Source organism: Streptomyces sp. NPDC104106 (assembly GCF_055584345.1).
This window is the reverse complement of the sequence record NZ_JBVJMF010000032.1, coordinates 11,132-36,936: the sequence shown is the minus strand read 5'-3', so window position 1 is coordinate 36,936 and position 25,805 is coordinate 11,132. Positions and strand designations below refer to the sequence as shown.

Here is a 25,805-nt window from a genome sequence, read left to right as displayed (position 1 = left end):
GGCGAGCCGGTCCCGAACGGCTTGCCCTGTCCTTGCTCAGTGCGCCGTCACCGTGAGGTACTCCGTCTTCTTCACTCGGCCGTGATGGGCGACGATCGTCACGGGGTAGCGGCCGGGCTTGAGGTCGGAGCGGACGGTGGCCGTGCCGAAGAAACGCGGGTCGTCGCCGTCGGCGCCCTTGCTGTCGTCGTGGCGGAGGTGGACCGCACCGGTGAACGCCGGGGAGGTGGCGGTCAGCCGCGTCTCCTCGCCCGGGTCCGGGTACTCGTCGTGCCACATGACCGCGACCTGCCGGCCGACGCCGACCCGGAAGTCGTGCGTGCTGCCCGAGTAGCCCCGGCCCGGGTCGTAGAACTCGGGTCCGTACGCCTTGCCCAGGTAGTCGTGGTCGCCGGGCCGCGACGCGCGGACCTTCAGGTGCTTCACCGCGATGCGGTCGCCGTTCGGGCCGTACAGCTCGAAACTGTACGTGCCGTCCGCGAGGACGGGTTTCAGCTCCGGCCGCGCCGAGAAGGCCCGGGGGTTGTAGAAGTCCAAGTTCTCGTCGTGGACGAGGCGCACGGGTCCGGGCAGGGCCGCGGACCGCACGGTGAAGTCGGTGCCCTGCTCACCGGGGTACAGGTCGTCGAAGCTCACCCACACCGGCTCCCCGGGGCGGGTCACCTCCGACGACGCCGGCAGGGTGAAGGACGGCCGCAGGGACGGTACGACCTGGATCCTGTCGTGGGCCACGGTGCGGCCGTGGACTGCGACCGTCAGCGGATACCAGCCGGGCTTGTCCGTCATCTTGAGGGTCGCCAGAGCCCAGTAGTGATCGCCGTCCCACCGCAGCGGTACCGGCCCGCCGAACGCGGGCGACTGGGCGGTCACCGCGTCGCCGCCCTGCGTGCGACTGACGTCGTAGAGCATCATGTGGACCAATTGTCCGGGGCGGGCGTCGGTCTGGCCGTTGAGGATCAGGTCGGGCTTGCCGCTCGTGGCCCGGGGGCTGCCGGCGGTGGTGGACGGGGTCTTGTGCGCGGTGTGCGCGGAGGCACTCGCGCTCTGCGCCGCTCCGGCCGTGCCGGCCGCGGTGGCGCACCCGCACAGCGCGAGACCGGCCGCTGTGACGGCCACGGCCCTAGACCAGTTCATCGTGCCCCCCAGTAGGTAGGTCACCTGTAAAGAGGGCGAAACGGCGCTGTTGGTTACCTTCGGACCGTGGAAAACCGGCGAACGTTACCGGTTGTCCGGGCCCCAGTGCAGGCGGGTAGGCAGGGACACGACGCCGCTCGTCGGCCCGCACAGTTCGGCGAGTCCTCCCCGCCGACGGGGGGTGTTCCGATCAACATTCCCGCGGAGGCGCCGAAGCCCCCGTCCTCCCCGCCGACGTGGGGGTGTTCCGTGTGCCCGTCGCGTCTTCCCCGCCCGGGGCGGGGGGCCAGTCGTCCTGCGTTCGGATCCAGTTGGCTACGCCCAGCGCATCCCGATCGCGGACAGCTGCTCGACGTGTTCCGGGGACAGCGTGGCGGCCCTGCTGCGCTGGTTCCCGATCCATGCACGAAGCCGGAGCTGTCGCTCCTCCTGGTCCTCGCCGCTGCCCCCCTTCCCGTCGCCGACGACGATCGTCTCGATGTGTTTGCGCGGCACCCGCAGGTGTCCCTCGCGCTCGTAGAACTGCTTGGCGGCCGCGTAGTTCATCGCCCACTTGTCGGCCTGGGTACGGCGCGGCGGCGGCTTCTCGTCCTCGGCCGCGGGCTCGATCCCGAGGATGTGCTCACACATCCACTGCTGGACGCCTGACTGGGGAAGAGTCGGTGTTCCAACCCTGCGCTATTCGGCTCGGAAGCTGGATGATCAAGGACCGGTTCTGCGAGGTTAGTGGGCTGCCGCCTTGACCAGCTTGGCCACCAGTTCGGGGTGGTTGCCTTGGAAGAAGTACCGGGCGCCTGGCTCGACAGTCCACCCAGCCTCCCGGAGAGCGTCGGCGAGGGGCTGGTCCGGCTGTACTGGGGACGCGTGGTTGAAGAGGGACCGGGCCGCGGCAGACCAGGATTCATCCGCCTGTGCGTGCAGCGTGAGCCCGCTGTCGAGGTCATCGTCCGACAGGTAGCAGATCACCGTGGTGAGGCCGGGGACGTCGAACCGCCTGAATCCGAGGGCCGGGTCGCCGTCGGTGCTCCAGCCGTCGGTGACCATCAGGAGCACGGGACGGGTCCCCTCGGTTGCACGGGAGAGTTCGCGGTGGAAGCGTTCTGCGGTTGTCTGCAGTGCCTGCCGCATCGGCGTGGCGCCGTAGATGAGGTCCTCCAGCAAGGTGGCATTGCCGCGCCGGGCACCCTCGGCCAGGCGCAGAGCCCGGTCCAGCGGGAGTGTTGTGTCTCCTGCGTCGACCACCGCCTCGAGAAGCAACGGCGTCACGGTCATCCGCAACGTGGTCAGGATCTCCTCGGGGGCCACATTGCCCGGCGCCGCCAGCTGGAGCAGTGCTTCGCGGACCAGCCGCAGGTGTGCGACGTGCCTCATCATCTGGCCCGCCTGCCAGAGTGCGTTGACCGCGCCCATGTCCCCGGCGGCCCCGCGCAGTGCCTTCACCGATTCCGAGGGATTGTCGGCTTGTAAGTGCGCGAGAACCAGACGGAGTTGGTCAGGTGTCAGGGTGGGTGTCAGCCTGGCCAGCGTGGCGGCCAGGTCGGGGTGTTGGCGTAGGCGGCGGACAACGGTGGTCACTTGGCCGGGTTGAGTGAGGTAGGCGGCGGCAACCTGCTCCCAGCCCTCACGGCCGTACTCGCCGGCCAGTTGACGCAGTTCCTCCAGGTCCGGGTTGCTCCACGAGGGAACCCGCACAGCCGGTACAGCCGGTACAGCTGGACGGCCTGGGCCCGCTGGCTGCTCGACCGGTGCGCCGTTGACCAGCGTGAGCAGTGACAGTACGTCGCAGGCTGCGGGCGCGACCGGGTTCCCCTTCTCGCTGTGCCAGCCCTCGGTGAAGCCGTCCACGAAGCTGTGCCAGAACGATCGGGTGACAGTGCCGCTGCCCGCTTCGTCGATCGCGGCATGGAAGGCCTGGCTCAGTGCTCCGCCTCCGCCGCCGTGGCGGAGCCCGAAGGCGTACACGAACACGTCGATCTTGGTGGGACTCTCACGCTGGTATCCGGCGGCCTGCGAGGACCAATCGTCCGACAGCAGCTCCTGGAGGCTCTCGTGGAGCTGACGGAGACGGGACCTCCCCTCCGCCCCCGGCGCGTTCGCACTCTGCTGCATGGAACCGGAGACATCGAGCACCACGCCGAGCAGCACAGGGGACGGGGATGCCGGCTCGGGCGACACTGGAGACAAGACCGATGGCTCGGGGTGCGATGACCGCGGTACGGGCATGGTTTCCCCCGGCTTTCGCCTGTGCCACAGTCTCATCGGGAACGTCCTTCCGGCAGTGCGGTTTCGCCCGGCCACGCCGGACGGACCGATGGCTTAAGGGGGCCCGGTGGCAGGGAACGGTTCGGATCTCGCCGAGGAGGAGGGCCCGGGGGCCTCGTTCCTGGGGTTGCTGGTCGATGTCTCCTTCTCCATGATGCACCCGGTGCTGGACGCTAGCGGCGGAAAGCGGAGGTCGCGGCTGGAGACGGTACGAACCGCGCTGGACGAGGTCGTCCACAGGGCTGGCGCGCTGCAGAAGGATCCCCACGCTCCTCGGCTGAATCAACTGAACGTGCTGACGCTTGGGTTCGGCTACCGCCCGTTTCGCGGAGCCAGCACCCCGGCGGCCGGCGACGGACGGATCCGCAGCATGCTTACCGCCTCCGAGAACCCCTCGGACGCCGTCGTGGGAATGGACACGCTCGTCCAGGAGTGGCCGCAAGTCAAGGCCCGGCTGTCCGCTCGGCGGTGGCAGATGCTCGGCCCGAGCACCCCGATGGCAGAAGCCCTGGACATCGCCGCGCCGGCGCTGACGTCGGCCGCCCGCCGAGGAAGCCGGCCCCTGCTCTGCATCATCACCGATGGGGAGCCGTCCGATCGGGACGGCGCGGCCAGACTCAGGAAGAGGTCCCGAGAGCTGAGGAAGTCCGGCGTGGTCGTCATGACCTGCCTGCTAGGCGCCGACCTCCCCGGCCAGCAACGCCGACTGGTGGCCACGGCACCCGCGTACTGGCCCGCCGCGGCGCAGTTGATGTTCAACTGTGCCTCCGAACTCGCGGCGGACGATCCCATCCGGGGGTACCTGGGCGAGCAGCGCTGGACCCTCGATCCGGACGCCCGGCTGTTCGCAGCCGTACAAGCACACGACGAGTTGCCGCTCCTGCTGTGCGCCGTCCTGGACTGGCTGGACCCCGGAGAGGCGGAGGGCACCGATGCCACGTCAGCTTGGCCCTCGGAACCGACAATGCCATCGAAGCCGCCGCTCCACGACACACCCCTTGGTATGTCGCGTTCGGTCAACGTGGCGCCACCACACAACCGGCCTATTTCGAGGGCGAACACGTTGGAAGCTGGGGCGCTGGGGGTGGTGTTCGTCCACGGGATCACTTCGTCAGCCGCCACGTGGAACGACGTGCGTGCCTCTCTAGCCCGGACCGCGGACTTGGCCGATCTGGAGCCGCAACCGCCATTCGAATACGCGACCGGTCTGTTTGGCAACAAGCCTCTGAGCCTGAAGAACCCTCTGAGCCTAAGCGGCGCCCTGCGCGTGCTGCCGTCCTTGGACACCATCGCCGACAGCCTGGTGTCCTACCTGGAGACCGAAGCGGCGGACTTCCAGCGCTTGGTCCTGGTCGGCCACAGCATGGGGGGCCTCGTCATCCAGCGCTTCCTCGCGCGCATGCTTGCCCGCCGACGCGGAGTTGAATTGGCCCGCATCCGCAGGGTCGTCTTGCTTGCCTGCCCCAACCACGGTTCCGACCTTGCTCTCGTCCTACGCAAGAGACTCCCCCTCGGCAATCGGCAGGAGATAGCGCTGCGCCCCTTCGACGAGCCGGTGAACGACACGCGCTCAGCCGTAATCCAGCACATCATCAATGCCCATGCCGTCACCGAAAGCAGCTGCCCAATACCCTTCTCCGTCTATGCAGGCGAGGAGGACAGGGTGGTCTCGGCCGCTTCCGCCCGCAGCAGCTTTCCCAACGCGGCCGCCCTGCCAGGCAACCACTTCACCATCCTGAGCAATGAGCGAACCTTCAGCACCCTCCAGCGGCTCCTGCGCGAGGCTGCCACCAGCGAGCCGCCCCAGACCGCCACCGCCGTATGAACGAACGCAAGGAGGATGCTTACTCAACGTCACGAAGGTCAACCTCGTGCGCCACGGCCTGTCCGGCGGATCATGTGACCGATTCGCCTTGGCTGCGTTGCCGGGCGGGCCGATGGCATGATCAACGGGATCAGCGAACTCGTTCAGCCCAGTTCCGGGAAGTACGTCCTGTTTGATGTCGACGGTACGTTGATCGGCGCGGTGGACAACCAGCGCCAGGTCTGGAATATGTGGGCGGGTCGATACGGACTGAATCCAACTGAAACGACGTCTTAATTAGTAGCGAGGGCGAGCAGCAGCACCGGTGTCCCGGGGATGCCGCTCATGCCCGATCGAGCCTCCTTGAAAGGTACGGGCTGCTACTCCGTCGGCGACGACCGGCTGTGGGCGTCAACCGCCGACGCAAGGGCAACGCCAACACGCTGGCCGCGCTGAAGTCGATCCGCGACGCCCGGCCCGACGGTGCCCCGATCTACATCATTTTGGACAACCTCTCCGCCCACACCGGCGCGGACATCCGCCGCTGGGCGAAGAAGAACAAGGCCGAGCTGTGCTTCACCCCGACCTGCGCTTCCTGGGCCAACCCGATCGAGGCGCACTTCGGCCCGCTGCGGCAGTTCACCCTGGCCAACTCCAACCATCCGAATCACACGGTGCGGACCCGGGCGCTGCACGCCTACCTGCGCTGGCGCAATGCCAACGCCCGCCACCCCGACATACTCGCCGCACAACGCCGGCAACGCGCTCGCGTCCGCAGCGAGAAGGGTTCGCCGGGGCGGACGCCCCCTCGCCGCCGCAGCCTGAGCACGTGGGGGATCCCGCCGTGCCCGGATGCGGAGATCAGACAGCGGCCAGGCTCTTCGCCATGACCCGCTCCCTGCCCACGCCATCGGGCAGAAGATCGCCGGGCTCACCCGTGTCCGTGAAACCGTGCCGCTCATAGAGCGCGGTCGCCTTGCGGTTGTCCGGCATGACGGACAACCGCAGCGTCGTGGCACCACGCTCCGCCGCCCACCGCTCGACCGCCTGGATCAGGTAGTCACCCACGCCCTTGCCTCGAGCCGTGGGATTGACCCACATCGAGATCAACTCCACGTTCTCTGCTCCCTCGCCCGGCACTCCGCTGGCCATGCCCACTGGGAGGCCGTCGAGGAGCGCGATGAGATCGTGCGCGCCAGGAATCGACAGACGGGCACGCCAGCGTTCCTCTCGGTCGCCGGAGCCCTGCCACTGGGCCAGCGTCGATCCGAACGCGTAGGGCGCCTCAGCAAGCGCGGCCAGTCGCAACTCCCGCCAAAGGAGCCAGTCGTCTGCTTCCAAGGTGCGTAGTTCAAGCATGATTCAGACCCTGCCCGCCCGACGGGGCGGGCAGCAAGTTGATTACAACCACGCAAACGAGGTCGTTCAACCCTGCGACCAGTCGGAACCGGGAAGCGGTGGTGCCTCATGCACCCGCAGACCACGAGACCTCGGTGAACCTATCCGGTCACGGCACTAGCGGCCAGGGGGGCGGCTCAGGAGGACGGCTCGCCTCGTACTGGGAGGCAGCAGAGTTGAACGGATGAGCACGTGAGCCAGCAGTCATCTCCTCATCATCGGTCCCTGACCGGGGTAAAAGGGCCGCCAACACCCAACCGTTGATCGTTTCCGGTCACAGCTCTGGCCCCGCGTGGTCGTTCGCGGCCGTCAGAATGCCCAGACCAGCTGCCCGCGATCAGCTCATTGTGTCGAGGGCGGCGAGGATGTCGGTCGGTTCGGCGCGGGTGGTGTAGTCGGTGTTGACGAAGGCCCATCGGATCGTGCCATCGCGGTCGATGACGTAGGTCGCGGGCAGTGGCAGCGTGCGCGGGTGGCCGTCGTTGACGCGCTGGAGGTCGAAGCCGAGTTTGTCGTAGACGGCGGCGAGGTCTTCGGGGAGGTCGAAGGCGAGGCCGTACTGCTTGGCAGTGTCTGAGCCGATGTCGCTGAGGACGTCGAAGGCGAGGGCGTGCTTCTCGGTGAGAGTGAGGGACTCGTCGGGGATCTGCGGGGAGACGGCCATCAGGCGGGCGCCGCGGGCGGTGATGGCCTCGTGGTGCTGCTGGAGGGAGCGCAGGGCGATGTTGCAGTACGGACACCAGGCACCACGATAGAAGGTCAGCACGACCGGGCCGTCAGCTAGCAGGTCGTCCAGGGCCAGGGTCTGTCCGGTCGCGGTGGGGAGGTTGAAGCGAGGGGCCTGCGCACCGACGGTCAGGGCGCTGTCGGCCTGGCCGGAGTCGGCGAGTGCCTGGCCAGCCCGCTGCATGATCTCCCGGATCTCGGCGGGGATCTGCTGCTGACGTGCTTCGTAGAAGGTGCGCAGTTCGGCGTTCAGGGTGGTCATGGCGCTTCGTTCCTCCTGGTCGGCGACTGGAGCGGGACCCCAATCTTGAAATGCCCGTTTCAAGATAATGCCGTGCGTGGTCCCGCGCCAGCCATGCGGAGGTGCCGATGGGTCAGAGGCTGGTGAAGGGGCGATGGTCGGCCAGCGCGAGAGCCTTGATGAACGCGGCGAGTTGGACCGCGCGACGGGCGAGGTAGCGGCGGAGGCGGGGGGTCTGCGACCCGTACGCGGCCGCCCAGAGGGCTGGTATGCGATTCATGGGGGCATGGTCGTGGCGATTGGTGCCACCGCGGGTGGATCGTGGACGAACCTGGATGCGTTCGCGCAGGTGGACGGCCTGTCCTGCTCTGTACCCGTCAGCACCTTTGCGGGGTGGTGAACGGGGAGTATCTTGGAATCCTTATTTCAGGATGGTGGGGTGAAACGTGCCGGACATCAAGCACTTCGATCCGGATGCCACCCTGGAGACCGTGGTGCGGCTGTTCTGGCGGCAGGGCGTGGCCTCGACCGGGATCCAGGAGGTGGTGACCGCGACCGGGCTCAACCGCTCCAGCCTGTACGCCACGTTCGGCGGAAAGCATGAGCTCTACCTCGCCGCGCTGCGCCGGTACCTGGAGCAGCGTTCCCAGCCGATGTTCCGGCGCCTGGCCGAGGACGAGCGAGGTCTGCCGGCCGTCTCCGAGTTCTTCGCCGGCCTGATCGAGGCCCGCTGCTCGGGCGAGTACGCCCAATGGGGCTGCATGGTCTCCAACGCGCACGCCGGGGCCGAGAACAGTGATCCGGAGGTGCGCGGCGTCCTGGACCAGCACCACCGGGAGCTGCGCGAGGCGATGTACGCGGCACTGGTCACCGCCGAGCGCCAGGGTCAGCTAACCCCCGGGGCCGATCCCGGTGCTTCCGCGGATCTGCTGGCGTTGCTCGCCTACGGGGTCAACCTGCGCTCGCGTGCCGGTGCCGACGCCGCGTCGTTGCGAAAGACGGTGGCCGCCGCCCTGGACTCGCTCGGCGTCAGGGCGGCGGCATAGGCATCCGTGGTTCGGGCTCTCAACTGGGGTTGGGGGCAGGTGAAGTGCCTGGACGGAGGGCGGCAGCTGACACGGCTTCGGTTTCTGCCGCATCGGCCGTGTAGTCCCCCGGGGCTGTGGCGTCGATGCCCTCGGGGGCCTTGGCCGCCTTCAGGACGAAGGTGAGGACCACCGTCACGGCGACGTTGAGCACGAACGCCGTCAGACCGATGTAGCCGGTCTGGCCGATGCCCGGGATCGCCGCCGATGAGCCGCCGAAGTGCTGCTGCGTGGGCGAGGCGACACCGTACGCTGCGAGAGTGCCGTAGATCATGCCGACCGCCCAGCCGGCGAGCAGCGCCCAGCGGTGGAACCAATGGGTGAACAGGCCGCCGACCAGGGCCGGGAAGGTCTGCAGGATCCAGATGCCGCCCAGCAGCTGGAAGTTGATGGCGACCGTCTTGTCCATGGTCAGGACGAAGACCAGGGCGCCCACCTTTACCAGCAGCGACACCAGCTTGGAGACCTTGGTCTCCTGCTTCGGCGTGGCGTCCGGCTTGATGAAGTCCTTGTAGATGTTGCGGGTGAACAGGTTCGCGGCCGCGATCGACATGATCGCCGCGGGGACGAGCGCGCCGATGCCGATCGCCGCGAAGGCCACGCCCGCGAACCAGCTCGGGAACATGGTCTCGAACAGCTGCGGGATCGCCAGCTGCCCGTTGGTTACCTTGACCCCGGCCGCGATCGCCATGAAACCGAGCAGCGCCAGCAGGCCGAGCATCAGGGTGTAGAGGGGCATGACCGTCGTACTGCGGCGGATCACCTCGCGGCTGCGGGACGAGAGCGTCGCCGTGATCGAGTGCGGGTACATGAACATGGCCATCGCGGAGCCCAGCGCCAGGGTGGCGTACGTCCATCGCCCCTCTGCGGGTGGGAGCAGACCGCCCGCACCAGCTGCCGCGTACTTCTCGCTCGCCTGGGCGAAGATGTGGTCGAAGCCGCCCAGCTTGATCGGAATGTAGATGATCGCGACGACGATGACGACGTAGATCAGCGTGTCCTTCACGAAGGCGATCATGGCCGGGGCACGCAGGCCCGACGAATAGGTGTACGCGGCTAGCACGCCGAAGGCGATCAGCAGCGGCAGGTCCTTCACGAACCAGCTGGTGTTCTCGCCACCACCGACGCCCAGCACGTCCAGCACCGCCTGGATGCCTACGAGTTGGAGCGCGATGTACGGCATCGTCGCGAGGATGCCGGTGAAGGCCACGGCGAGCGACAGGCCCTTCGAGCCGAAGCGGCCGCGGACGAAGTCCGCCGTGGTGACGTACCCGTGGCGGTGGCAGACGGACCACAGGCGGGGCAGGAAGGTGAAGATCAGCGGGTAGACGAGGATCGTGTACGGCACCGCGAAGAAGCCGGCCGCGCCCGCCGCGTAGATCGCCGCTGGTACGGCGACGAAGGTGTAGGCGGTGTAGACGTCGCCGCCGAGCAGGAACCAGGTGATCCAGGTGCCGAACGAGCGGCCGCCCAGGCCCCATTCGTCGAGCGTGTGCTCATCGCCGGACTTGCGCCAGCGCGCGGCGAGGAAGCCCATGACGGTGACGAGCAGGAAGAACAGGGCGAAGACAGCAAGTGCCGCGCCGTTGACGGCGCCGGTCATGTCTGCGTACCTCCCTTGCCCGGCAGGTGCGTTATCGCTGTAGCCTGGGCGCCAACGACCTCGCTGCTGACGAGTTCGTCGAGTTCGGCGTCCAACGCGGTGGTGCCCTCTGGGGTCGGGGCAGCGGCCTGCGGGTTGCTGCCGCGGACGGCGACGGCGATGCCTGCGAGAGCCATGGGGAGCGCCACGAACACCGCGGCGGTGCGGATGCCGCCCGGTGCCGAGAGGACCAGGGCGATCAGGGGCGGGCCGAAGGCTCCGCCGGACTTGCCGACGGCCGCGGCCCAGCCGCCGGCGGTACCCCGGATGGCCAGGGGGTAGATCTCGGCGGTGTAGGGGCCGATGAGCGCGATGACACCGGCGGTGCCGGCGAACAGCAGCATCACGGTGGTCAGCATGATGGGCCTGCTGCCGTCCATGCCGACGGCTGCCAGCGTCAGGAGGGCGGCGACGGTGAGGGCCGCGTAGACGACCATGGTGCCCCTGGCCGACCAGTGCATGTAGAGCCATGCGCCGACCGCGCAGGTGGGGATGGCCAGCAGTGAGGAGAGGAACAGCAGGGTGGCAGCGGACATGCCGTGCCGGCCGGCGGATTCCAACTGGCTGGGCAGGAAGGTGATGAAGCCCCAGTAGACAAGGCCCCAGGCCAGTGCGTAAGCGCTGACGACCAGTGTCTTGGCCGTCTGCGGGGGCTTGAACAGGGTGGAGGCGGGGACCTGCTTCGCTCCTGTCTGCCGGGCGGTGAAGGCGGCCGATTCAGGGATCCAGCGGTTCAGCGCGATCAGGACCAGGACCAGCGGGAGCTGGGCGAACCACGTTACGCGCCAGCCGGCCAGCGGAATGAGGATCGCGGCCAGTCCGGAGGCGGCCATGTAGCCGCCGGTGGTGGTCAGCCCGGCCTGCAGGACCATGATGGCTGCGCGTCGGCCGGGCGGCAGGCTCTCGGTCATCAGGGCGTAGACGACGGGCAGCATGCCGCCGGCCGCCATGCCCATCAGGGCGCACATGACGAGGGTGCCGGCGAAGGTTGGCATGGCGCCGCACACCGTGGTGCCGAGGAAGAGCAGGGAGGCGATGAGGATGGTGGCCCGGCGGCCGATGCGGTCCGCCGCGCGTCCCCAGACGAGCGATCCGAGCACGGTGCCGGTCAGCGCGACCGTGGGCAGCCACGAGACGTCGGCGGCACTGAGGCCGTATTCAACCCGCAGGCCCGGCGAGATGAATGCCAGGGTGGCGGGCTTCATCTGGTCGACCAGGAGGGCGAAGGTCAGGATGGCGATGAGGCGGCGCCGACTCGCCCTCGTGGCCTGGGCCGCAGCGGGGGCGGCGGGACCGGCTGTCCGCGGCTGCACGACGGCGAAGCCGGAGAGCACCACGCCGACGACGATGGCGGCCATGGCAGCCCACATGATCGCCGGTGACATGTCCATCATGGACATGCAGAAGTGCATGGATGCGGAGTCGATGAACATCCACAAGTGCTCGGCGACGCCGACGCAGGTGAGGGCGACACCGGTCCAGAACAGTAACGGCCGGGGTATCAACGAAGCGGGTGGCGCGGACAAGGTCAACTCCTCGCGGACAGCCGGGCGTCGGGGTCTTCAATGGCGCGGACGGGTGCGGTGGCACGCTGCTCGGCCGACGGGTGGTCCTTGAGGCCGAGTACGTCGGGCCAGCGCGGGTCGTCGGGGGCGACGGCGAGGTGGCGGGCGTAGAAGCTGTCGAAGAAGGACAGGACGAACATCGGCAGCAGGGTCCAGATCGCCACCTGCTCCAGCGGCCCGTTGCCGGTCAGTGCGGCGATGATGACCACCACGAACACGTTGGGGTAGGTCATGGCGGTGTAGTCGTCGAGCGTCTGGACGTGGCGGCGCCGCTTGAGCAGCGCGGCGACCAGGCGCAGGCCGACGGCGATGCCTACGGCGGTGGGCGCGTAGCTGGTGAAGCCGTCCAGGTCGAGCTTGAGGCAGACCAGCACGATGAACGCGGTCAGTAGCAGCACCGCGACGTATCCGTTGCGCTCGCCGTACTTGGCCGTGCGGATGGGCGAGCGTTCCCGCAGGCGTTTGACCAGGACGTAGACGGCGGTGACGACGCCGGTCGAGGTGGCGGCGCTGATGGCGATCGCTGGGGCGATGTCCTCGTGCAGGGTCAGGGCGAGCACGGCCGAGAACGACAGGGTCGCGGCCAGCGAGGAGAGCAGGACCTGCGCGAACGTCGGCATGATCATCCCGCCGAGGCAGCGGCTGACGGTCATCGCCACCACCGAGCTGGGCGTGGCGAGGAACACCGCGGCGATCGCCGCCGTACTCGTGCTGCCCGCGTCCGACCAGCGCACCAGGGCCGCGAAGGCCATCGGCAGGACGAGGTAGCGCAGGGCGACGGACCTCAGCGTGCCGCGGTCGGTGACGAAGGCTCGCGCGTTCTCCAGTTCGATGCGGCACATGGTGATGACGCTGGCCAGCACCAGGATCAGGAGCAGCACATAGGGCGAGGTGGAGATCCGCGCTCCCGCCAGGTTGGCGAGCAGGCCCGCGGCCAGGCCGGCGCAGAAGACCACGGGATGGTTGACGACGATCCAGTCGTAGACCATGTTCATGGTCTTGTTCTCGTTCTTGACGTAGCTGTGTATCCGGTCGCCCTGCAGCATCTGGGAGTTGGGCAGCCGCAGGTCGTACGACTCGTCGGCCGGGCGGTCCAGGGTGAACCGGCAGATCAACTCCACGACATACTTGTGCGAGACCACGCACACCGTCTCGCCGCGCCGCAGCGCGGGCAGCAGTTCCTCCTCGTAGAAGGCGTGCACACGGTCCTTGAACTGCTGGAACGTCTCGCCGCCGTGCATGGTCGCACTGTCGGCGTTCATGGCCCGCTCGTACTCGGCGATGCCGTGGCGGCGCTGGAGGATGGATTTGCTCTCCAGCGTGTAGTTGCCGAAGTCGCGCTCCATCAGGCGCTCGTCGACCACGACCTCGGGGACGTCCGCCTCGTGGGCGTCGGGACGGAAGATGGTGTCGGCGGTCTCATAGGCGCGGGTCAGCGGGGAGACGTAGACGCGGTCAAAGTGCTGACCGCGGTGGCCCTTGGCGACCTTCTCGGCCTGGATCCGGCCGAGGAAGGTCAGGGGTGCGTCGCGCTGTCCGGCGATGCGGTGGACGGAATTGCAGGTCGATTCGCCGTGCCGGACCATGAACAGCCGGCTCAGCAGCTCCTGCTCGTCGTGCTCTGCCATCACGCGCCCTTCTTCGGGGCGTGCTTGACCTGCTCGGCGTACTGGGAGTCCCAGCCCGCCAGCTTGGTGATGTCGCACAGGTTGTGGACCGCGTGCTTCTGCACGAGCGTGGCCAGCAGGGAGACGGTCCGCCGGGCCTGCTGTGCGGTGAGGCCGAACTCGCGGGCGAGGGCGGCGCCGAAGTCGGCCAGGTCGTCGTCGAGGATGGCGCGGTACTTGCGGCGCTCGGTGCGGTCCTGGGCCTGCAGGTAGTTGACGGCGTTGGGATAGGCGTTGTCGCGGGCGTAGCTCTGCAGGCGCTCGCGCAGGCGGGTGGCCTGCGGTTCCTCGGTGGCGAGGTCGGCGGCGATCCAGTCGCTGCTGCGGATCAGGCAGTGGTGGATGCCGTCGGGGATGTCCATCTGCTCCTCGTCGCTGGCCGATTCGAGGCGGCGGAGCACCTCCATCGCCGTGTCGAAGCACTGGTTGCGCAGGGTGCCGATGCTGAACACGAACGCACCCAGCCGACCCCGGCGGGTGGTCTCGTCGCCCTGGCGCATCGGGCCGACGCCGAACAGGCCCGCTGTCACCGTGCCGTCGGCGGCGATGAGCTGTCCGTGGGGGCCGACCTCGATGCCCCGGTGGGTCTTGGTCTGCGGCTGCGCGTAGCCGTGTGCGTTGACCAGGCCGTGCCACAGGGGGTGGTCGGGGCGCTCGTAATCGGTCTTGTTGCCCAAGCAGTTGACGACGCGGTCGACGACGATGTCGGGATGGTCGGCGAAGACCACCCGGATCTTTGTGCCGTCCTCGGCGGGTCGCATGTCCTGGATGCCGGCGGACAGGGCCTCGACGGTCTTCGGTGCGCCGTTATATCCGCGCATCCGGCTGCGTACGACGCCGCCGATCTCCCGCACGGTGCTGGTGCGGTTGGTGACGATCAGGCTCTTGTAGCGGTCGAGCAGCATCCGCACGTCGCGGGCGTCCATGCGGGAGATCAGCTCGATGACGTACGGCTCCCACGCCTTCATGACCCGCTCGGGGAAGACGGCGTCGAGTGCGCTGCCCGGCTCCACCCCGTGCTCGGCGCGCAGGTGGGCGTACTCCGCCTTGATGCCCTCCACGACCGTCTCGGGGGTGAGCTTCTTGGTGTCGAGGAAGGGTGGCCGGCGGGCCTGCCAGATGTCGTGCTCGTGGTCGACGGGGTAGGTGCCGTGCATGTGGCCGCCGCGGGAGCAGATCAGGATCTGTCCCCGGTGGCCGGCGTGGATGAGAGAGATCACCGTGTCGAAGGCCGACAGCGCGGAGCCCGTGACGAGGACGCTCTCCTCAGCGCCGACCTGCTGGAACCAGTCCTGCGCACCGGGGGCGTAGGGGTCGGCGAGGAAGCGGTCAGAGTTCTTGATCCGGTGGTAGAAGGGTGCCTGCTCCGGCGAGAGGTGACCGGTCGCCAGGATCACCTGGTCCGACGGCAGGTCGTGCACGCCGCCCTGCTCTGCGGCGTTGGCGTACTTGACGACGTAGCCGCCACCCTGGCCGCGTACGTCGATGACCTCACCGGAAAGCTCGCGCAGGGTCACCTCGGTGTGGGCGTCGGAGGCCGCGTCGTGCAGCCGCTCGGCCAGGTACTGCCGGAAGATCCGCCGTGGCACGACGCAGGCCACACCGAAGGTGTGGTATTGCCACTTCTGCGGCCACTCCGAGCGGTCCGCCTCCTCGTTGGCCCACTCCAGGAAGTCCTCCGGACGCTCGCGGCGCAGGGTGATGCGGCCGGCCTGGATGTTGAGCATGTGCTCCCAGTTGGTGGACGCCCAGCCGAAGGCGATACCGCCGTAGCGGTAGCCCTCCTCCCGCTCGATCAGGCATATCTCCAGGGGCGTGTCGGCGAAGTGGAGCAGCCGGATGGCGGTGAGCGTGCCGGAGAAGCCCGCGCCGACGATCGTGACGCGCCGCGTGCCCGGGGCCGTAGCGCCCATGGGGTCGTGCGGCATGCAGCTCGGCTGCTTCGCCATGTCCGCCATGCCGCGGTCCTGGCTCGGGCTGTGCTGCATCGTGGGGTGCTGCATTTCCACGGTCTTGTCTCCTTCGGTGGGGGAGTGTCAGCGCCACTCGTGGGTGAAGCGGACCGTTATGGCGTCACGGATCGAGTTGTGAACGATGCAGCCCCGCTCGGCCTTGAGCAGGGGCTTGGCGATCAGGTCCTGGAGGGCGGTGGGCGCCGACACCTGCACGGTGATTTCGGAGAATCGGGTCGGCGCGCTCACGAGGCTTCCGTCGACCTGGAAGCTGATCTCGGAGGCGTCGGCCTGCGGATCCTCGGCCCTCAAGGCGGCCAGGAAGGTGCTCACGTAGCAACCGCCGAGCGCCAGAAGCAGCAGCTCTCCGCCCATGGGGCCGGCGTCGGTGCCCCCTTTCTCCTTGGGCCGGTCGATGGTGAGCGTGTGGTCTCTGGCCTGGCCCACGACGACGCTGCCGCCGACGGGGCGCAGGGACACACCGATTTCGGGCATGGTGATGCACGGACTCCTGTCCTGGAACGGGGCACACGAGGCTCGCCGTCAGGGGCGAGTGGGATGCCTGGGGTGCCGGTGAGCGGGGACGGGCCTCAGCATCAGGACGGAATGCGGGCTTCCGGAGTGATCGTGGATGATCCTGGATGCGCTCCGTGGCGGGAGGTCAACCCTCGGATACCGCTTGACAGTCGAGACCCCATGTCGTCTAACTTGAAACGAGCATTCCAAGTTGGTTGTGGCCCAGGTGTCCCATGGGGGAGGATGTTCGTGCCGCAGGTGTTGGATCCGGCAAAAGCCCGCACAATAGACGAATTCGTCGCGGAACTGAGACTGCTGAAGGCGTGGGCGGGCAACCCGTCAATCACCGAGATCACGAGGCGCATCCACCGGGACTGGCAGCGAACGGGACGCCCGCGTGGTGAATGGCCCGCCCGCTCCACGGTGGGCAACTGCTTCCAGATGGGCCGCCGCCGCCCCAACGCCGACCTGTTGCTTGCCGTGGTGAAGGCGCTCATCGGCGCTGACGAAGCCGTCGTCTCCGTCTGGCGGCAGTCGCTGCGTGCGGTGCTCGGCGAGGCCGAAGCCGCCGCTCGCGTCAGCGCCTACGACCGGCTGCCTGCGGGACCTTCCGTATTCGTCGGCAGAACCGGTCTGGTGGCCGAGGCGGAGGCACTGCTGACCTCCGACGGGCAGGCACCGACGCTGGCACTTGAGGGCATGGCAGGCGCGGGCAAGACGTCAGTGGTCCTGCACGTCGCCCAGCGGCTGCTCGCCCAGGAGTGCACCGACGTGCCTGTCCTGTTCGCGAACCTGCGAGGCTCCGTCGCTCAGGGCCCAGACGCCGACCCTGCTGCCGTACTGGAAACCTTTCTGCGGCTGCTCGGCATGACCGGCGACCGCATCCCGTACGACCTCGACGCACGAGCAGCTCTCTACCGCCAACTCCTGGCAGGAACGGGCGCACTGATCGTCCTGGACGACGCGGCAGACGAGGAACAGCTGCGGCCGCTCCTGCCCGGGGCCCCGGGATGCCGAACGCTCATCACCAGCCGACGCGCGCTGGATGGCCTGACTGAAGCCGCCCGTCTGCCGGTCCCGCCGCTCGCCCCGGACGACTCCGTCGAACTGCTGCGGGCAGCGGCCGGAGCCGAACGCCTCGCCTCAGACCGCCCGGCTGTCCAGCAGATCGCGGGCTTACTGGGCCACCTCCCGCTCGCTCTGTCCGTCATCGGCCGCCACATGCGCGACCATCCCGCCTGGGCGCTCGCCGATTACTACCGCGAGCCACTGATCACCCTGGCTCTGGAGGACGGCGTGCGCACTGCACTGGCCGCCACCGACGCACGGCTGCCACAGGGTGCACAGCGACTCCTTCGCCTGCTGGCACTCCATCCGCCGACGGAGGTGGAGATCGCAGAAGCCGCCGCACTCCTGGGCGAACCGTCCGCCGCCGCCGAACATCACCTCGCCGCTCTGGCAGCAGAGCACCTGATCGAACGCACCGCACTCCACCGCTTCCGGGTTCACCCGCTCACCCACGCCTACGCGGAGGAACGTCTCTGCATCGACGAGCCTGCGACCCGCATCCACCAGGCCCTGAGCCGCCTGTCGGAACATGGCCACAACCGCGGTGCCAACGTACGACTCGAAACTCGAACCGTCCGCGGATTCCGATTGCCCCTACCGCGGCAGCACGCTGCAGTAGACGGGGAAGGCGGCCTGCTGCAGCAACTGCATGCAGGGCGGGTACTGGCAGCCTGATTGGGCACGACGTCCGGCATCCGCGTACGGACGTCAGGAGGAGAGGAGAGGAGTACGCCCGCCGGCCAGCACCAGGTCCTCGTCCTCGACGTCAACGAGACGCTCAGTGACCTCACACCGCTGCGCGGTCGCTTCGAGGACATCGGTGCCCCCGGGCATCTGCCGACTTGGTTCGCCGGGGTACTGCGGGACGGATTCGCCCTGAGAGGGCGGAATGTGAGCTGATATCTGTTCTGTCGTCGCCTGAACGTGTGGCCTTGCCGTCCCTGGCAGGGCGCCGGGCCAGTGCCGTGCTGAGGCGGCTGGGTGAGTAACCGCAAGCCCTGCAAGAGCGATTTAACCGACGAACGCTGGGCGCTGATCGAGCCCGTGATCACCGCCTGGAAGGGCCCAGCACCGAAACCGACCCGGCCCGGCCCCGGCCCCGGCCGACCATCGGGCTCCAAGAACCGTACTCCGGTACCCTGCACGACGTCGGGCGCGCCCTGGCTACCGGTGAGGCGTCCAGCCGTCCCGCCCACCACAAGAAGGGCATGACAGAGATATGGACGCCGGGGTCGAAGACCAGCTGGTCGCCTCGCCCGAGTGAGAGCCCGAGCAGTACGTCAGCATTCGCCAGCACCTGGAGGGCAGCACCCCCGCTGCAAACGAGTAAGTGCACGCGAGCGCAGATCACGGCCCATTAGGAGTCGGTGCCGGTCTCGATGATGGTGCCGTCGATGGCAGCCGCGGCGACTGGAACGCAATCGAGGAACTCTGGCTGGCAGGCGAGCTCACCGACAGCGACTTCGAGGACCACTTCATCGACGACGTCATCGTGGCGGACATCGGCGAAGGCACCGACGGATGGGAGTTGAGCTACCCCGATTCTCGTAGAGTCAGGTGATTTTGTTTCAGGCGGACTGCGGGGGCTGCTCCTGACTCTGCCGGAAGTCGCGTTCGTCAGCAGCAGGAGATCGAGCACAAGCTTGGTGATCTTGTAACGATGGGCCGCCCCCTGTGACACGCAGGACCTGGGACGCGCTGAACACAGTGACCCCGGTCGGGGTCACGCCGCCTGCTCTCCGGGGGGAGGTACGCGGGCCGCATCAAGACAGGGGCGGGCCCGTTTACCCCCGTGGCGGGCCCGCCCCTGTTCATCTCGCACTGCTTAGAGCGGAGTTCACGCCGATGATCAGCGTCATAGTCGCCGCGTACGACCTTCAGGGACAGCTGGGGGTCTGCCTGAATTCGATACTGAACCAATCCTTCCGGGACGTGGAGGTTGTCGCGGTCCTGGACCAGTCTGCTGAATGCCCTGCGGGCTTGGTGGATGACTATGCTCGGCGGGATGGGCGGGTCTCGGTCGTGCGGCTGACGGGCGTCGCCGGCATCGGCCGGATACGCAACGCGGGGGCGGAGCGCGCCGCCGGTGACTACCTGCTGTTCCTGGACAGCGATCACATCATCGGGGGTGAAACGCTTCAGGCGATGGTCGATCGGCTGCAATCGGCAGACGAGCCGGATGTTCTTCTCTTCGGGCACACTCGCCTCCATCGCGGCCGCTCATGGCCCGGTGCCGCCGCCGGCCTGCTTGCCCGGCAGGGACGTGAGCCCTTCGCCTCGACGGACCAGCCCGAGTTGTTCGGTGCTCCCGCCTACTCCTGGGACCGTTTGGTCCGCCGCGACTTGTGGATCCGGCAGGAACTCGCGTTCCCTGACGGTCTCCACGAGGAGGTCACAGTGGTCCACCGTGCCATGCTCGCCGCCGACCGGGTCGCTGTCCTGAAGTGGAACTGCGTCCAGATCCGCCGTCGGCACACTCAACACCCCGCAGGCTCACCGGGCGGCACCCACTTCGACGTCTTCGGCCGGTACGAAGACAGCTTCGACTTGCTCGAGGAGCGCGGCGCCCTGGAGGTTGTGGCTCCCTTCCTCTTCACTCGTATGATCCGTCACTACCTCTTCCTTCTCAATCTCGAGGGATGTCTCTCCCGCTCCGAGCGCCCGCAGTTCTTCCAACGCGCCAGCGAGCACTACCGGCGGTTCCTCCCCGACGGCTACGAGCACCCCGAGGGTCGGGAGGGTGTCAAGTTCCAGCTCGTGGCGAGCGGGAGATACAGTGCGCTGGAGGCCGCCAGTCTCCCTCAGCGCGCGCGGAGTCTCGTCTCCCGGGGCGCCGCCGTCCGCGGACGGTAGCCCCGGGCTGGGTGACTTCGACCGTTACTGCCGCCGACAGAGCGGCGCCGCATGTAACGCACCCTGCACGGCCGGGTCAGCGCGTCCACGTGTCGTGCTCAGCCGGCACGCACAGGAAGCACCACAATGGAACCGGAACAGATCGCGGAACTCCGCACCATGTTCGTCTTCACCCCGCCCCACGGGCAGAGTCGGGGCCTGACCTTCGACGGACTGGCAGCACGGCTACGGGAGCGGAACGCGGACGAATTCATCCGTGTCGATGACAGCGGCGGACCCATCCGCGGGGCATCGATGAGCTTCGGAATCACTCTCGATGACGAGGACCTGGAAGGGCTGGCCAGCCTGGTCCCTGAAGGCGTGTCCGTCCTGGACTGCAACGCCCACTTGGCAGCACGGTTTGCCCTGTGGCTTAGGAAAAATGTGGTACCAGCCGACGTCCCCGTCATGTTCAACACGGAATGGGGAATCGAGGAAGACCTCGATGACACACTCGTCCCCGATGCCACACGCCCCCGGATCGTGGCGGCCTTCGTCAAACACATCGAAGAGACCGGCGGCCTCGACTGACAGTAGCCCCCTCAACGCGGTCGCCGCAGACGCGCCCACCACTGCCAATCACGGCGAGCACCCCCAGCAGCGCCCGCCGGCCTCCCGGTTCGACTGGACCGGCATCCCCGACCACCCAGGTCCGGCGCCGAACTCCTCGGCTGGCCCAGGACCGCGCTCGACCTCGGACCGGCCGAAGGCGAGAACGCCGCCCACCTCGCCCGCGCCGGCATCGAGGTGACCGCGGTCGACTTCTCATCGGTCCAGGTTGAGCGCTCCCGCCGGTTCTGGTCCGACCTGCCCAACCTCACCCTCGTGCAGGCCGAAGCGTGCGCCTACCTCGACCGGGAGCCGCGCGCGTACGACGCCGTCTACTCGACCCAGGGAGCGGTCTGGTTCACCGACCCCGACGACCTCTTCCCCCGCGTGCGCCGGCGCCTCGCGCCGGGTGGCGTCTTCGTCGTCTCCCACCGCGAGCCGGCCCCCGGCCAGTGGGGCGCCCAGCGCATGAGCGGCAAGTGGCTCCAGGGCCGCGAGAGCGAACTGACCGTCTACCGGTGGCAGTACAGCGCCGAGCAGTGGGCCGACATCCTCAAACGGCACGGCTTCACGAACATCACGGCCCGCGTGCTGCCCCACCCGGACCCGCCGCGCTGGGCACGCTCCTGGTGACCGCCCAGGGCGCCGTCTGATCACCCCCGCAGCACCGCGATGGCGCCCGCCTCCGCGGCACCCGCCCCGCCGGTGGAGCAGAGGCGGGTGCCGGGCCACGGATGGGCGGCTGCTCGCCGGGGCCGGAGCGCCGAGCGCGGGTCGTCGGGGAGCACCGTGGGCTGGCCGGCACCGGGCGATTTCTTGAGGGCGGACGGGTGCGATCGGTGTCCTCGCCTGATGTGGCCGCGGTGGCCTGTACCCCGGTGCCATGCCAGGACACAGGCCACCGCGGCTGTCCTCGACGACGATCGGGATGATGAAGGTGAAGATCGCGCTCTGTGGATCGCGCCCGAACGTCAGATGCTCGTAACGGATCTGATGCCATTCATCGCAGCTCTCTCCAGCGCCTGACAGAGCACAGATCGCCTCCACTTGGGCATCGGCAGCACCAGGCGCAACGCCTACTGGCAGACACCCGGGCCGGGCGGGCCCGAACCCTGCGGCGGCGCAGCGCGGCGCGGCCACGATGCGCTCCGTGTCGAGACTCCGGCGCGCGACGGTAAGTGCGGTGACGCCAGCCGGCTTCACCACATCGGTCGAGGAAGGACGGCCGGTCCGCGCGCAGCCCCCGGTACAGCCCGGGGTTCCAGCGTCGAGTAGTTCGGCGGCCTGTGCGGTGCCTTGGATCTGTACTTCCGTGGGCGCGGCACCCGCGCCCACAGCCTCGACATGGAGCTGACCGGCATCGACTGCACCGCGAGGTATTGAGAGGCTGCTTCTCACCTCGGGTGTGCCGGGTCACGAAGGGGGAGGTACGGCGCGGGTCAGGGGTTCGAGGTCGCCGTAGAGGGCGGCGTGGAGTGCGGCGGCGAGTTCGCGGGCTCGTTGTTCGCTGCGCACGCTGTGCATCATGAAGTAGACGGGGCCGGCGTAGGCGTCCAGGTCGACCTCGCGGTTGTGGACCAGCCGGGTGATCGCGGCGCGCACGGCCTCGTTCACGGTGTCGTCGACCGTGTGGCCGGGGCCGGCGGTGAGGGTGTCCGCCTTCACGGTCCACCCCTGACGCCTTTCGGTTTCGATGGCGACGAAGACGGTGTGGTGTGCCATGGCCTGCCGATAGGCGTGGTGGAAGGCTTCGGTGCCGGTGGCGTCGGGGATCAGTGCGGCGGGGCAGGGTGTGGGCAGTGGCTGCATGGGACGGATCGTGACAGGGCGGACCGGCGGGGGCGGGTAAGGAGCGGTCGTGTGTCGGGCGTGGCCTTCGCGGCGGCCGGCACGTCGCACGGGGGCCATGTGCATGTCCCCGGTGTCCGCGTGTCTGACGCCCCGGACACACCAGCCGCGGTCGGAGGCTGCGGCGCTACTGGAGGGTGGCCTGTTGCGGCGTGCCCCGGCCGTTTGTGAGGATCACCGTCGTGTTGCCCTGGCGGCCTCGGCCGGATGCCGCAGCCGCGTGTCCGGCCGGAGGGGCGGCCGGAGGGTGTAGCGGGTGCGGCGTCCTTCGCGTTCGCGGCTGAGGTATCCGGGCTCGCCTGCCTGGTGCCGCCGCCGCTGCCGGCCGGCGCTGGGATGCCGCTCGCCGGAGCCCGGCCGGTGCTCGGGTGCTGGCCGGCGGAGGTGTTCGGGCTCTGTCCATGGTCGGTCGATGCGTACACCAGGCCGCTGGCCACGACCAGGGCGACGGCCGCGCTGATGAGCAGCGGTAGCCGTCGGCGATTGGCGGGCTGGGCATCGCCCGGCGGGACCCGGCCGCCTGGCGCGGCCGACGGCGCCGGCGTGTGGCCGGGGTGGCCTGCGGTGGCACCCGGCGTGTAGCTGGGCGGCGCCGCGTTCACCGTCGGCGTGTAGCTGGGCGGCGCCGCGTTCACCGTCGGTGTGTAGCCAGGCGGCGCCGTGTTCACGGTCGGGGTGTACCCCGGAGCCGGGGTGGGCCCGGCCGCCAGGGCCTGCTGGACGGCTGCCTCTCGCTGGGCGATCTCCGTGGTCAGTGCCGTGGGCAGCCAGCCGTCGAAGTCGCGCAGCGAACGGCCTGCCGCCTCCTCGCACAGCTCGGCCAGCTCTGCGGGGGTGGCCCTGGACGCGGGGTCGGCGGCCAGGCAGCGCTCCAGCACCGGCCGGATTACGGCCGGATAGCCGGCGAGATCCGGCGGCCGCAACGCGGTGTTGGCGATCTGAGTGGCGAGGGTGATCGCGCCGCTGCCTCCGTACGGGTGGCGGCCGGTGGCTGCGACGGCGGCGATCAGGCCGAGCGCGAAGACGTCGGTGGCCGGAGTGAGCGTCTCACCGAGGGCGTGCTCGGGGGACATGTACTGGGGGGTGCCGATCAGACCGCCGCTCATGGTGAGCTGGGTGCCGTCGGTGGCGCGGGCGATGCCGAAGTCGGTCACCCACGGGCCGTCCGTGCCGAGCAGGATGTTACTGGGCTTCAGGTCACGGTGGATCACACCGGCCGCATGCACGGCGCGCAGTGCCTCGGCGACACAGCCGACCAGTTGCAGCACGGCCACCGGTGACAGCTGGCCGAACCGGGTGAGTGTCTCGTTCAGTGCCAGGCCGGGCACGTAGCGGCAGGCGAGCCAGGGCATGGTGCCGGTGGTGTCGTGGTCGACCACGGGGACCACGTGATAGCCCTGCACCTGATCGCCACCTCGGCCCAGAACCTCCCGGCCCGCCGGGCCGTCGGCGAGGAGGCGCCGATCAACCTGGCCGCCCGCCGACCCACACGGGTCCGGCTGACGCCCGAGGCGTGAGCGATGACACCGGAGGAGTACGAGCGGTGGCACGTCCGCAACTGCGCACGCTGCGGTCGGCGGGCGGCGAAGTCGGCGGACTGGTCGGACGGCCCGATCTGCCGGACCTGCTACGACCGCGCGATGCGCGTCCGCGGCTGCTGCCCCCGCTGCCGAGCCGACCGGCTGCTGCCCGGACTGGACACCGCCGGCACACCGATCTGCCGCGACTGCGCGGGCATCAGCCGCGACTTCTTCTGCGACCGCTGCGGCTTCGAGGGGCTCCTGCTCGGTGGGCGCCTCTGCGAGCGCTGCACCCTCGCCGACATCCTCGCCCGCCTCCTCGACGACGGCACCGGCCGTGTCGCCCCTCCACTATTGCCGCTGGTGACCGCCCTGCTGGAGACGGACCGGCCCAAGAGCCCCTGATCTGGCTCCGCAACCCCAACGTCGTCCGACTGCTACGAGGCCTGGCCGCTGGCACCATCCCGCTTACTCACGAGGGGCTGCACCCGGAAGCACCCTGGCGAACCGTCCACCACCTGCGCGACCTGCTCATGGACAGCGGCGTCCTTCCACGCGTCGACCGTCAAATCCTGCTCTATCAGCGCTGGTTGACCGAACGGCTCGCCGCCATCGAGGACGCCGAACACCACCGACTTCTCCGGCACTTCGCCACCTGGCACCAGATGCGACGCCTGCGGGCCACGGCGGCGAAGAGGCCGCTGGGACGCTCCCAGACCCACCAGGCCAAGCAGGAGACCACCCAGGCCGGCGCCTTCCTTGCCTGGCTCGCCGACCGAGGCCGCACCATCGAGGACTGCCGGCAGGCCGACCTCGACGCCTGGCACACCGAGAAGCCGGCCGCCCGGCGGCCGGCCCAGACCTTCCTGCGCTGGTGCATGAGGACCGGCCGGATGCCCCGCCTCACCCTTCCACCCCAGGCCATCACCCAGGACCAGGCGTCGCTGCCCCAGCACCGCCGACTCGCCCTCCTCCGGCGGACCCTCAACGACGACTCCCTGCCGCTGCGGAGCCGGATCGTTGCCGCGCTCGTTCTCCTCTATGCCCAGCCCGTCAGCCGCATCGTCCGCCTCACCATCGACGACGTCACCGATGACGACACCACCATCACCGTCCGCCTGGGACAGGACACCGAGGCGCCCCTGCCGAACCGCCCCGCCCGGCGGATACGGCAGTGGGAGCTGGTCCAGCCGCTGGCCGACCAGGTCCGGGTCCGGGTGGTGACCTTCACCTTTGACTACGACGCCGTGGGGGGCCACGCCAAGGCGCTGGCCGTGTTGGAGCGCGAGGTCCCAGCGGTCGTGCTCGGCCCCTGAATTCCCGGCCGACAGGGGCTAAAGGGCGGCTGGAGACAGCGACCGGGGCTCGGGCTCGGTGACGCGCCTGCCTGTTTCATGCTGGCGATGGTGCTCTTGCCCCTGCGAGTTGAGCCGGATACACCTCGGGCCCCGGCGGGTGAGCCATGACATCCCCGGGGCCCTGTCTGGAGTCGCGCTGTCCAACGACGGCGCGCCCCCAGCGTCACGCGGTGGCCGGCCCGCCCGATGCCCCGGGTCAGGCTCCTCCACCCACAGGTTGCGGGCGTGTGGTGTGCGACGGGACGCGGGACCTCCTCGCCTGGCGGCGTGGCGTTTTGGGACGTGGTTGACGTGCGCAAGCGTGGCGTCATCCCGCCGGTGGTGCAGCACCGCGGTCTGGGGTTTTGCCTGCAAGGTCAGGGAGTGGGGCCGAGAAGCAACCTACAGCTTTCAATACGGCGCTCATCGATGAATCAGGCTCCCACCAGCGGCCATTCGGTTGGCAGGCGTGTCGTTCGTGTGGCGTGTCCGGCGTGCCGAAATCCTTCTTGGGCCTGGGCTGCTTACGGCGGAAGACTTCCAGCGTCCCGCACCACACGTGCCACCGGCACAGGCCAGTGGCCTGGATGAAGGAGACG

24 protein-coding genes and 2 pseudogenes are annotated in these 25,805 nt (G+C 68.9%); 13 read left to right on the top strand and 13 right to left on the bottom strand.

Annotated elements, in window-relative coordinates; all coding sequences use genetic code 11:
* Window positions 1-36 precede the first annotated feature (36 nt).
* From ACZ60X_RS41775 to ACZ60X_RS41765, 3 genes are all read right to left on the bottom strand, one after another.
* Window positions 37-1,116, bottom strand: coding sequence for a hypothetical protein (locus tag ACZ60X_RS41775; RefSeq protein WP_469610686.1), 1,080 nt, complete (start codon window positions 1,114-1,116; stop codon window positions 37-39).
* 333 nt (window positions 1,117-1,449) lie between these two features.
* Window positions 1,450-1,764 carry a helicase associated domain-containing protein gene (locus tag ACZ60X_RS41770; protein WP_469610684.1) on the bottom strand — a complete coding sequence of 105 codons (315 nt, stop codon included), beginning with the start codon at window positions 1,762-1,764 and terminating at the stop codon, window positions 1,450-1,452.
* A 93-nt stretch (window positions 1,765-1,857) separates the two neighbouring features.
* Window positions 1,858-3,267, bottom strand: coding sequence for a hypothetical protein (locus ACZ60X_RS41765; RefSeq protein WP_469610682.1), 1,410 nt, complete (start codon window positions 3,265-3,267; stop codon window positions 1,858-1,860).
* 196 nt (window positions 3,268-3,463) lie between these two features.
* Here ACZ60X_RS41765 and ACZ60X_RS41760 point away from each other — a divergent pair, with 196 nt between their 5' ends.
* The 3 genes and pseudogenes from ACZ60X_RS41760 to ACZ60X_RS41750 all read left to right on the top strand — a co-directional run.
* On the top strand, window positions 3,464-5,221 hold the full coding sequence (locus ACZ60X_RS41760) for an alpha/beta fold hydrolase (protein WP_469610681.1): 1,758 nt from the start codon (window positions 3,464-3,466) through the stop codon (window positions 5,219-5,221).
* Window positions 5,222-5,338: 117 nt separating this feature from the next.
* Window positions 5,339-5,485, top strand: a pseudogene (locus ACZ60X_RS41755) (phosphatase); the annotation flags it as partial.
* A gap of 90 nt (window positions 5,486-5,575) precedes the next feature.
* Window positions 5,576-6,025 (top strand): annotated as a pseudogene (locus ACZ60X_RS41750) (transposase); the annotation flags it as partial.
* A 36-nt stretch (window positions 6,026-6,061) separates the two neighbouring features.
* On the opposite strand, the gene ACZ60X_RS41745 reads toward ACZ60X_RS41750, so the two are convergent.
* The 3 genes from ACZ60X_RS41745 to ACZ60X_RS41735 form a co-directional block, all read right to left on the bottom strand.
* The gene (locus tag ACZ60X_RS41745; RefSeq protein ID WP_469610679.1) at window positions 6,062-6,559 is read right to left on the bottom strand and encodes a GNAT family N-acetyltransferase; all 498 of its coding nucleotides are present in this window, start codon (window positions 6,557-6,559) and stop codon (window positions 6,062-6,064) included.
* A 376-nt stretch (window positions 6,560-6,935) separates the two neighbouring features.
* Window positions 6,936-7,586: a peroxiredoxin-like family protein gene (locus tag ACZ60X_RS41740; RefSeq protein ID WP_469610677.1), complete on the bottom strand. Its 651-nt coding sequence runs from the start codon at window positions 7,584-7,586 to the stop codon at window positions 6,936-6,938.
* A 112-nt stretch (window positions 7,587-7,698) separates the two neighbouring features.
* On the bottom strand, window positions 7,699-7,845 hold the full coding sequence (locus tag ACZ60X_RS41735) for a hypothetical protein (RefSeq protein WP_469610675.1): 147 nt from the start codon (window positions 7,843-7,845) through the stop codon (window positions 7,699-7,701).
* A 166-nt stretch (window positions 7,846-8,011) separates the two neighbouring features.
* Here ACZ60X_RS41735 and ACZ60X_RS41730 point away from each other — a divergent pair, with 166 nt between their 5' ends.
* A complete protein-coding gene (locus tag ACZ60X_RS41730; RefSeq protein WP_469610673.1) occupies window positions 8,012-8,611 on the top strand; it encodes a TetR/AcrR family transcriptional regulator in 600 nt (199 codons plus the stop codon).
* A gap of 19 nt (window positions 8,612-8,630) precedes the next feature.
* Here ACZ60X_RS41730 and mctP read toward each other — a convergent pair whose 3' ends face one another.
* Genes mctP through ACZ60X_RS41705 form a run of 5 tightly spaced genes read right to left on the bottom strand, consistent with a single transcriptional unit; the run spans window position 8,631 to window position 15,971 of the window.
* Window positions 8,631-10,253, bottom strand: a complete 1,623-nt coding sequence (gene mctP, locus ACZ60X_RS41725; protein WP_469610671.1) for a monocarboxylate uptake permease MctP — start codon at window positions 10,251-10,253, stop codon at window positions 8,631-8,633.
* Window positions 10,250-11,818, bottom strand: a complete 1,569-nt coding sequence (locus tag ACZ60X_RS41720; RefSeq protein WP_469610669.1) for an MFS transporter — start codon at window positions 11,816-11,818, stop codon at window positions 10,250-10,252. Before ACZ60X_RS41720 ends, mctP begins: the two co-directional genes overlap by 4 nt.
* Window positions 11,819-11,820: 2 nt before the next feature.
* Window positions 11,821-13,485, bottom strand: a complete 1,665-nt coding sequence (locus tag ACZ60X_RS41715) for a histidine phosphatase family protein (RefSeq protein WP_469610667.1) — start codon at window positions 13,483-13,485, stop codon at window positions 11,821-11,823.
* Window positions 13,485-15,527 (bottom strand): FAD/NAD(P)-binding protein, encoded by a 2,043-nt coding sequence (locus ACZ60X_RS41710; protein ID WP_469610739.1) that lies wholly within the window; start codon window positions 15,525-15,527, stop codon window positions 13,485-13,487. The genes ACZ60X_RS41715 and ACZ60X_RS41710 overlap by 1 nt, the downstream gene beginning before the upstream one ends.
* A gap of 33 nt (window positions 15,528-15,560) precedes the next feature.
* Complete coding sequence (locus ACZ60X_RS41705; protein ID WP_469610665.1) at window positions 15,561-15,971, bottom strand: OsmC family protein; 411 nt, start codon at window positions 15,969-15,971, stop codon at window positions 15,561-15,563.
* Window positions 15,972-16,235: 264 nt separating this feature from the next.
* Between ACZ60X_RS41705 and ACZ60X_RS41700 the strand changes: the two genes are divergently transcribed.
* The 6 genes from ACZ60X_RS41700 to ACZ60X_RS41675 all read left to right on the top strand — a co-directional run bounded on the left by ACZ60X_RS41700 (window position 16,236) and on the right by ACZ60X_RS41675 (window position 21,134).
* The gene (locus ACZ60X_RS41700; RefSeq protein WP_469610663.1) at window positions 16,236-17,735 is read left to right on the top strand and encodes an NB-ARC domain-containing protein; all 1,500 of its coding nucleotides are present in this window, start codon (window positions 16,236-16,238) and stop codon (window positions 17,733-17,735) included.
* Window positions 17,736-17,960: a hypothetical protein gene (locus ACZ60X_RS41695; RefSeq protein WP_469610661.1), complete on the top strand. Its 225-nt coding sequence runs from the start codon at window positions 17,736-17,738 to the stop codon at window positions 17,958-17,960. It abuts the gene before it with no gap.
* A 430-nt stretch (window positions 17,961-18,390) separates the two neighbouring features.
* Window positions 18,391-18,621: a hypothetical protein gene (locus tag ACZ60X_RS41690; RefSeq protein ID WP_469610659.1), complete on the top strand. Its 231-nt coding sequence runs from the start codon at window positions 18,391-18,393 to the stop codon at window positions 18,619-18,621.
* A 284-nt stretch (window positions 18,622-18,905) separates the two neighbouring features.
* Entirely contained in the window at window positions 18,906-19,913 is a 1,008-nt protein-coding gene (locus ACZ60X_RS41685) for a glycosyltransferase family 2 protein (protein WP_469610657.1), read from the top strand.
* Between the two features lie 126 nt (window positions 19,914-20,039).
* A complete protein-coding gene (locus tag ACZ60X_RS41680) occupies window positions 20,040-20,483 on the top strand; it encodes a hypothetical protein (protein WP_469610655.1) in 444 nt (147 codons plus the stop codon).
* A gap of 93 nt (window positions 20,484-20,576) precedes the next feature.
* Complete coding sequence (locus ACZ60X_RS41675) at window positions 20,577-21,134, top strand: class I SAM-dependent methyltransferase (RefSeq protein ID WP_469610737.1); 558 nt, start codon at window positions 20,577-20,579, stop codon at window positions 21,132-21,134.
* A gap of 780 nt (window positions 21,135-21,914) precedes the next feature.
* Here ACZ60X_RS41675 and ACZ60X_RS41670 read toward each other — a convergent pair.
* Together ACZ60X_RS41670 and ACZ60X_RS41665 are read right to left on the bottom strand one after the other, a co-directional pair.
* Window positions 21,915-22,310 (bottom strand): hypothetical protein, encoded by a 396-nt coding sequence (locus ACZ60X_RS41670; protein WP_469610653.1) that lies wholly within the window; start codon window positions 22,308-22,310, stop codon window positions 21,915-21,917.
* The gene (locus tag ACZ60X_RS41665; RefSeq protein ID WP_469610651.1) at window positions 22,274-23,752 is read right to left on the bottom strand and encodes a serine/threonine-protein kinase; all 1,479 of its coding nucleotides are present in this window, start codon (window positions 23,750-23,752) and stop codon (window positions 22,274-22,276) included. Before ACZ60X_RS41665 ends, ACZ60X_RS41670 begins: the two co-directional genes overlap by 37 nt.
* On the opposite strand from ACZ60X_RS41665, the gene ACZ60X_RS41660 reads away from it, so the two are divergent.
* The 3 genes from ACZ60X_RS41660 to ACZ60X_RS41650 all read left to right on the top strand — a co-directional run bounded on the left by ACZ60X_RS41660 (window position 23,738) and on the right by ACZ60X_RS41650 (window position 25,185).
* A complete protein-coding gene (locus tag ACZ60X_RS41660) occupies window positions 23,738-23,866 on the top strand; it encodes a hypothetical protein (RefSeq protein WP_469610649.1) in 129 nt (42 codons plus the stop codon). The two genes, ACZ60X_RS41665 and ACZ60X_RS41660, sit on opposite strands and share 15 nt — an antisense overlap.
* Before the next feature lie 3 nt (window positions 23,867-23,869).
* Entirely contained in the window at window positions 23,870-24,274 is a 405-nt protein-coding gene (locus ACZ60X_RS41655; RefSeq protein WP_469610647.1) for a hypothetical protein, read from the top strand.
* A gap of 185 nt (window positions 24,275-24,459) precedes the next feature.
* A complete protein-coding gene (locus ACZ60X_RS41650; protein WP_469610645.1) occupies window positions 24,460-25,185 on the top strand; it encodes a hypothetical protein in 726 nt (241 codons plus the stop codon).
* The last annotated feature ends 620 nt before the right edge of the window (window positions 25,186-25,805 follow it).